The organism is Micromonospora sp. URMC 107, assembly GCF_051386315.1.
In the GTDB taxonomy this organism is placed as follows: domain Bacteria; phylum Actinomycetota; class Actinomycetes; order Mycobacteriales; family Micromonosporaceae; genus Micromonospora.
In genome coordinates, this window is sequence record NZ_JBPQTK010000214.1 from 1 (window position 1) to 5659 (window position 5659).

Annotated in this window: 5 protein-coding genes; 2 read left to right on the plus strand and 3 right to left on the minus strand. The window is 73.3% G+C overall.

The annotated features are described in order from the left end of the window. Positions 1-57: 57 nt before the first annotated feature. Both ACSNN9_RS27505 and ACSNN9_RS27510 read right to left on the minus strand, forming a co-directional pair. A complete protein-coding gene (locus ACSNN9_RS27505; RefSeq protein WP_436676197.1) occupies positions 58-702 on the minus strand; it encodes a DedA family protein in 645 nt (214 codons plus the stop codon). Positions 703-810: 108 nt separating this feature from the next. Next, entirely contained in the window at positions 811-1413 is a 603-nt protein-coding gene (locus tag ACSNN9_RS27510; protein ID WP_436676199.1) for a DUF1349 domain-containing protein, read from the minus strand. A 118-nt stretch (positions 1414-1531) separates the two neighbouring features. Here ACSNN9_RS27510 and ACSNN9_RS27515 point away from each other — a divergent pair, with 118 nt between their 5' ends. Then, on the plus strand, positions 1532-3184 hold the full coding sequence (locus ACSNN9_RS27515; protein WP_436676200.1) for an alpha-amylase family protein: 1653 nt from the start codon (positions 1532-1534) through the stop codon (positions 3182-3184). Positions 3185-3188: 4 nt separating this feature from the next. On the opposite strand, the gene ACSNN9_RS27520 is transcribed toward ACSNN9_RS27515, so the two are convergent. After that, a complete protein-coding gene (locus ACSNN9_RS27520) occupies positions 3189-4769 on the minus strand; it encodes a DUF4139 domain-containing protein (RefSeq protein WP_436676201.1) in 1581 nt (526 codons plus the stop codon). Between the two features lie 119 nt (positions 4770-4888). On the opposite strand from ACSNN9_RS27520, the gene fabG reads away from it, so the two are divergent. After that, on the plus strand, positions 4889-5647 hold the full coding sequence (fabG, locus tag ACSNN9_RS27525; RefSeq protein WP_357878123.1) for a 3-oxoacyl-ACP reductase FabG: 759 nt from the start codon (positions 4889-4891) through the stop codon (positions 5645-5647). The last annotated feature ends 12 nt before the right edge of the window (positions 5648-5659 follow it).

The window sequence follows — 5659 nt, forward strand, 5'->3', positions numbered from 1 at the left end:
CGTCGTCCTGGTGGGGCTCGCCGCCACCGCCGGTTCCCTGGCCGGGGCACTCGTCCTCTACTGGCGGGCGCGGCGGCGACGGGTCTTCTTGACCGCCCACAAGCCGATCATCACGACGAAGATGGCGATGATGCCGTAGTCGAACCACTTGCTGTACTGCTCGATCTGCTGCCAGCGGGAGCCGAGCGCGTATCCCAGGCCGACGAAGAGCGCGTTCCAGATGCCGCTGCCCAGCGTGGTGAACGCGATGAACTCCGGCAGCGGCATCCGGTTGGCCCCGGCGGGGATGGAGATCAGGCTGCGTACCACCGGCATCATCCGGCCGAAGAGCACCGCCCAGCGGCCGTGCCGCTCGAACCAGCGGTCGGCCCGCTCCAGGTCGTCGAGGTCGACCAGGGGCAGCCGGTCGAGCCAACGCTTGAGCCGGTCCTCCCCGGCGGCCGCGCCCAGCCAGTAGAGGACGAGTGCCCCGGCCAGGGAACCGGCGGTGGCGGCGAGCCCCACCAGGACGACGTTGAACCGTCCCTCGCTGGCCAGGTAGCCGGCCATCGCCAGGACGATCTCGCTCGGGATCGGCGGGACGATGCTCTCCAGGGCGACGAGCAGGGCCACCCCGATGGCGCCGGCGGCGTCGATCACTCCCGCCACCCACCCGGTCAGGCCGCCGAGTTCGGTCGGGTCGACGTTCTCGGCGAGTGCCATCGCGATCCTTTCGGCGGGGTGCGGATCAGATTCCTCTACCCTTCGGCCCGGCCGTCACACCTGCCCGTGAGTCGGGCCACCCGGTTCAGCCCTCCGGGTGCAGCGCCGTCAGCCCTCCGGGTGCAGCGCCGCGTCGGCCGGCCCCCGCCGCCAGCCGGTGAACCGGACCCGCAGGTCCGCCCGGGTGGGGGAGCAGCAGTACGGCCCGGCTGTCGCCACCGCCTCCGGCGCCAGCGGGGCGAGCCGGACCAGCCGCCACGGCTCGTCGTCGGAGCGGGCCCGTACGGTGAGCGCGTCCCGGCCGCGGCTGACCCGGACGGTCACCTCCCGCCCGGCCCACAGCGGCACCGGGGCGACCGACCAGTCGGAGACCTCCCGGGTCACCACGGCGCCGACCTGCGGCTGGCCGTCGCTGACCTCGACCCCCGCCTTGACCCAGTTCTGCTCGTCCACCCGCACCAGCACGCCGGCCTGGTCGAACTGCTCGCCGTAGTCGAGGACGAAGGCCACCTCCACCGCCTCGCCGACGGGCAGCGGCGCGAGCAGCGCCGGGGCGTCGTCGTGGACGAAGCCGTACGAGGTGTGCCGCCACAGGTCGCTGCCCTCGGCCGGCTGCACCAGCAGCTCGCCCGCCCGTCCGCTCTCGACCCGCACCGGCTCGTTGCACCACTCACCCTCGGCCCAGTCGACCGTCCGCTCCGCGTTGCCCATGCCGGCGACCGTACCGCCGGCCCGCGAGGTGGCGCGACCGGCGCGACCGGCGCCTGCGTGGGCCGCCGGGCCGACGTCGGCGTTTGCCGGACGTTGGGATCGGAGACATTAGCCAGGCATGGCTGACAGGTGGTACTCGGAGGCGGTCGTCTACTGCCTCGACATCGACACGTACGCGGACTCCGACGGCGACGGGGTCGGTGACATCCGGGGGCTCATCGGCCGGCTGGACTACCTCGCCCGGCTGGGCGTGACCTGCCTCTGGCTGCACCCCATCCACCCGTCGCCCAACCGGGACGACGGCTACGACGCGACCGACTTCTACAACGTCGACCCGCGCTTCGGCACCCTGGGCGACTTCGCCGAGCTGCTGCACCAGGCGCAGAACCGCGGCATCCGGGTGATCATCGACCTGGTCGTGAACCACACCTCGGACGAGCACCCGTGGTTCCAGTCCGCCCGCTCCTCGCCCGACTCGCCGTACCGGGACTGGTACGTCTGGTCCGACCACGAGCCGAGCGACCGGCACCAGGGCATGGTCTTCCCCGGCGAGCAGCACGAGACGTGGAGCTACGACCGGACCGCCAAGGCCTGGTACTACCACCGGTTCTACAAGTTCCAGCCGGACCTGAACTTCACGAACCCGGCGGTCCGCGAGGAGATCAAGAAGATCGTCTCGTTCTGGCTCCAGCTCGGCGTCTCCGGCTTCCGGATGGACGCGGTGCCGTTCATCATCGAGCTGACCGAGCCGGGCAACCCGAACTCGCCGAAGGACTTCGAGTTCCTCACCGAGCTGCGCCAGCACGTGCAGTGGCGCCGGGGCGACGCCGTCCTGCTCGCCGAGGCCAACGTCGAGCCCGACCAGCTGCCGACCTTCTTCGCCGACAGCGGCGGCTCGGGCAACCGGCTGCACATGCTCTTCGACTTCATGCTCAACGGGCGGCTGATGCTGGCCCTGGCCCGGCAGGACCCGGAGCCGATCATCGAGGCGCTGCGGGACACCCCGGCGCTGCCCGAGGGCGGGCAGTGGGCCACCTTCCTGCGCAACCACGACGAGATCGACCTCTCCCGGCTCACCGCCGAGCAGCGCAACCAGGTGTACGCGGAGTTCGGCCCGGACGAGAACATGCGCATCTACGACCGGGGCATCCGGCGCCGACTCGCCCCGATGCTCGGCAACGACCGCCGCCGCATCGAGCTGGCGTACGCGCTGCAGTTCTCGCTGCGCGGCACGCCGGTGCTGCGCTACGGCGAGGAGATCGGCATGGGGGAGGATCTGTCGCTGCCGGGGCGGGAGGCGATCCGCACCCCGATGCAGTGGTCGTACCAGCCGAACGCCGGCTTCTCCACGGCCGACCCGGAGAAGCTGGTCCGCCCGGTGATCGACAAGGGCGACTTCTCGTACGAGAAGGTCAACGTGACCGCCCAGCGCAGTGACCCGAAGTCGCTGCTCGCCTGGTTCGAGCGGATGATCCGTACGCTCCGCGAGGCCCCCGAGGTGGGCTCGGGCTCGACCACCCACATCGACGTGGCGATGCCGCCGGGTGTGCTGGCGCACCGGGCCGACGGGCGGACCGGCACGATGGTCTTCGTGCACAACCTCGGCACCACCGACGCCGAGGTGGACCTCAGCACGCTGGAGCCGGAGGCGGACCTGCCCATCGACGTCCTCGCCGACCGCAACTACGGCGAGGTCGGCAAGCTGGACCGCCTCAAGGTGGCCGGCCACGGCTACCGGTGGATCCGCCTCTGCCGTGGGCGTGGCCTCTGAGCGGTCACTCCCGCCAGCCGGCCAGCTCGACCCCCTTGGCGAGCTCGACCCGGAAACCCATGGTGATCTCGCCACTCTCCCCCGGCCCGAGCCGCAGCTGCCAGGTCAGCTCGCCCAGCTCCGTGCGCTCGGCCGGGGGCGGGACGAGGGTGGGTTCCCGCACGACCACCGCCTCGTCGCGGGACACCGGCAGCTGGTCGCGGACCTCGACGGTCGCCGGCCGGGGCGTGTGGTTGGCGACGCTGATCCGGTACTCCACGTCCCGTCGCCGGGTCGAGCCGAGCGTGGCCCGGGTCTCGGCGCGCCGGCTGAGTTTCCGCTCCACCCGGACCCGGTCGTCCACCCCGAGCGCCAGCTCGGTCTCCTCACCGGGCGCCCACGTCGGCAGCCGGGTGGCCGCGACGAAGTCGGCGCCGTGGAAGACCGCCGCCGGGCCGGGGAGCAGCGTGTGCGGCGAGGTGTTGCGGACCGTGGCACGCAGGTGCGCCTCGGTCGCGCGGACCGGCACGGTCACGTGGTCCAGCTGGGCCGGCAGCTCCAGCACGGCGATGGTGGCCCGGTGGGCGCTGCCGTCCGCCGGCACCGCGACCGGGCGCGCCGGCCGGTAGGTGGCCGCCGCGACGCCCTGCTCGACCGTGGCCGCGCTCTGCCGCACCTCGGCGCGTGGCGGGGCGGACCGGGCCACCGCGCCGGAGGGCGCCGCGCCGGGCGCCGGGGGCGGCGGCATCGCGCCGAAGCTCGCCGACGCCGCCATCGGCATCGGCGGCGGCAGCGGCCGGGCCCGGTCGAGGTACCAGGGCGTCAGTTCGGGTACGCGGGTCGCCGCCGCCGGCCGGGCCGTCGAGAGTTCGAGCACGCACTCCGGCCAGTCCTCGCCGGTGTCCTGGCTGACCAGCCCGAACCAGGTGACGGTCATGGTGTCGTCGACCAGCCGCAGGTCGTAGGAGGGCTGCCAGCGGGCACCGTCGACCAGGTAGCTCAGCTCCAGGTCCAGCTCGTCGTCGTCGGCGTCCACCGACACGGTCACCTCGGCGACCAGCTGGTCCGGCTTCCGCTTGCCGCGCGTGGCGTCCAGCTGCCGCTTGACGGCCGCCAGCTCCTCGGTCAGGTCGGTACGCCGCCGGGCCAAGGCACGACGGCGGCGCTGGGAGTCGGCGAGCTGGCCCGCCACCGAGTCGGCGAAGGCGGCCACGTCGGTCGGGGCGGCGTCACCGGAGGCCAGCGCGCGGGCGTACGTGCCGCCGGCCCGGTCGGCCAGCCGGGTGAGGAACTGCCCCCGCTGCGTCTCGACCTCGCACGCGTCCTCGACCTCGGCCAGCTCGTCGGCCAGCTCCCGGTCGCGCTGCTCCAGCTCGCGGACCTGCCCGTCGGTGCTGCGCGGCTGCCGCCACGTCGTGACGTCCACGCCGAGCACCGTGGCCGCGCCCCGACCGCCGACCCGCAGCGAGTCCCGCCGCAGGCCCAGCGGCAACGGTGCGATGCGTACCCGGTGCTCACCGGCGGCCAGCCGGGCGCTGCCCCGCCGGGTGACCCGGGCCCGGTCCGGATAGACGGTGACGCCGACGACGGGTGCTTCGATCTCCACAGCCTCCACGGCCGGGAGAGTAGTCGGACGGCGCTCGTGACGGCGTCCCGCGCCGGCCGGCGCCGCCGTACGGCTGGGTTAAGCTCCTTCGATCGAGCGCAGGTTACCGGGAGGTAGGCATGTCGGAGGAGCAGCGGGTCGCCATCGTCACGGGGGCGGCGCGGGGGATCGGGGCGGCCACCGCCCGGCGGCTGGCGGCCGACGGCCTCGCGGTCGCCGTGGTCGACATCGAGGAGTCGGCGACCAAGGAGACCGTGGACGCCATCGCCGCCGCCGGCGGCCGGGCGCTCGGTGTCGGCGCGGACGTGTCCGACCGGGCCCAGGTCGAGGCGGCCGTGCAGCGGGTCGCCGCCGAACTCGGCGCCCCGACGGTGCTGGTCAACAACGCCGGCGTGCTCCGCGACAATCTGCTGTTCAAGATGACCGACGCCGACTGGGACACGGTCATGGGCGTGCACCTGCGCGGCGCGTTCCTGTTCAGCCAGGCTGCCCAGAAGCACATGGTCGAGGCGAAGTGGGGCCGGATCGTCAACCTGTCCAGCACCTCGGCGCTGGGCAACCGGGGCCAGGCGAACTACGCCGCGGCGAAGGCCGGCCTCCAGGGCTTCACCAAGACCCTCGCCATCGAGCTGGGCCCGTTCGGGGTGACCGTCAACGCGGTCGCGCCCGGCTTCATCGTCACCGACATGACCGCCGCCACCGCCGCCCGGATGAAGGTCGACTTCGAGGCGCTCCAGAAGCACGCCGAGTCGGAGATCGCGGTGCGCCGGGTCGGCCGCCCCGAGGACGTGGCGCACACCATCTCGTTCCTGGCCAGCGAGGGCGCGTCCTTCGTCTCCGGCCAGGTCATCTACGTGGCCGGCGGCCCCAAGGACTGACCCCCCCACCCC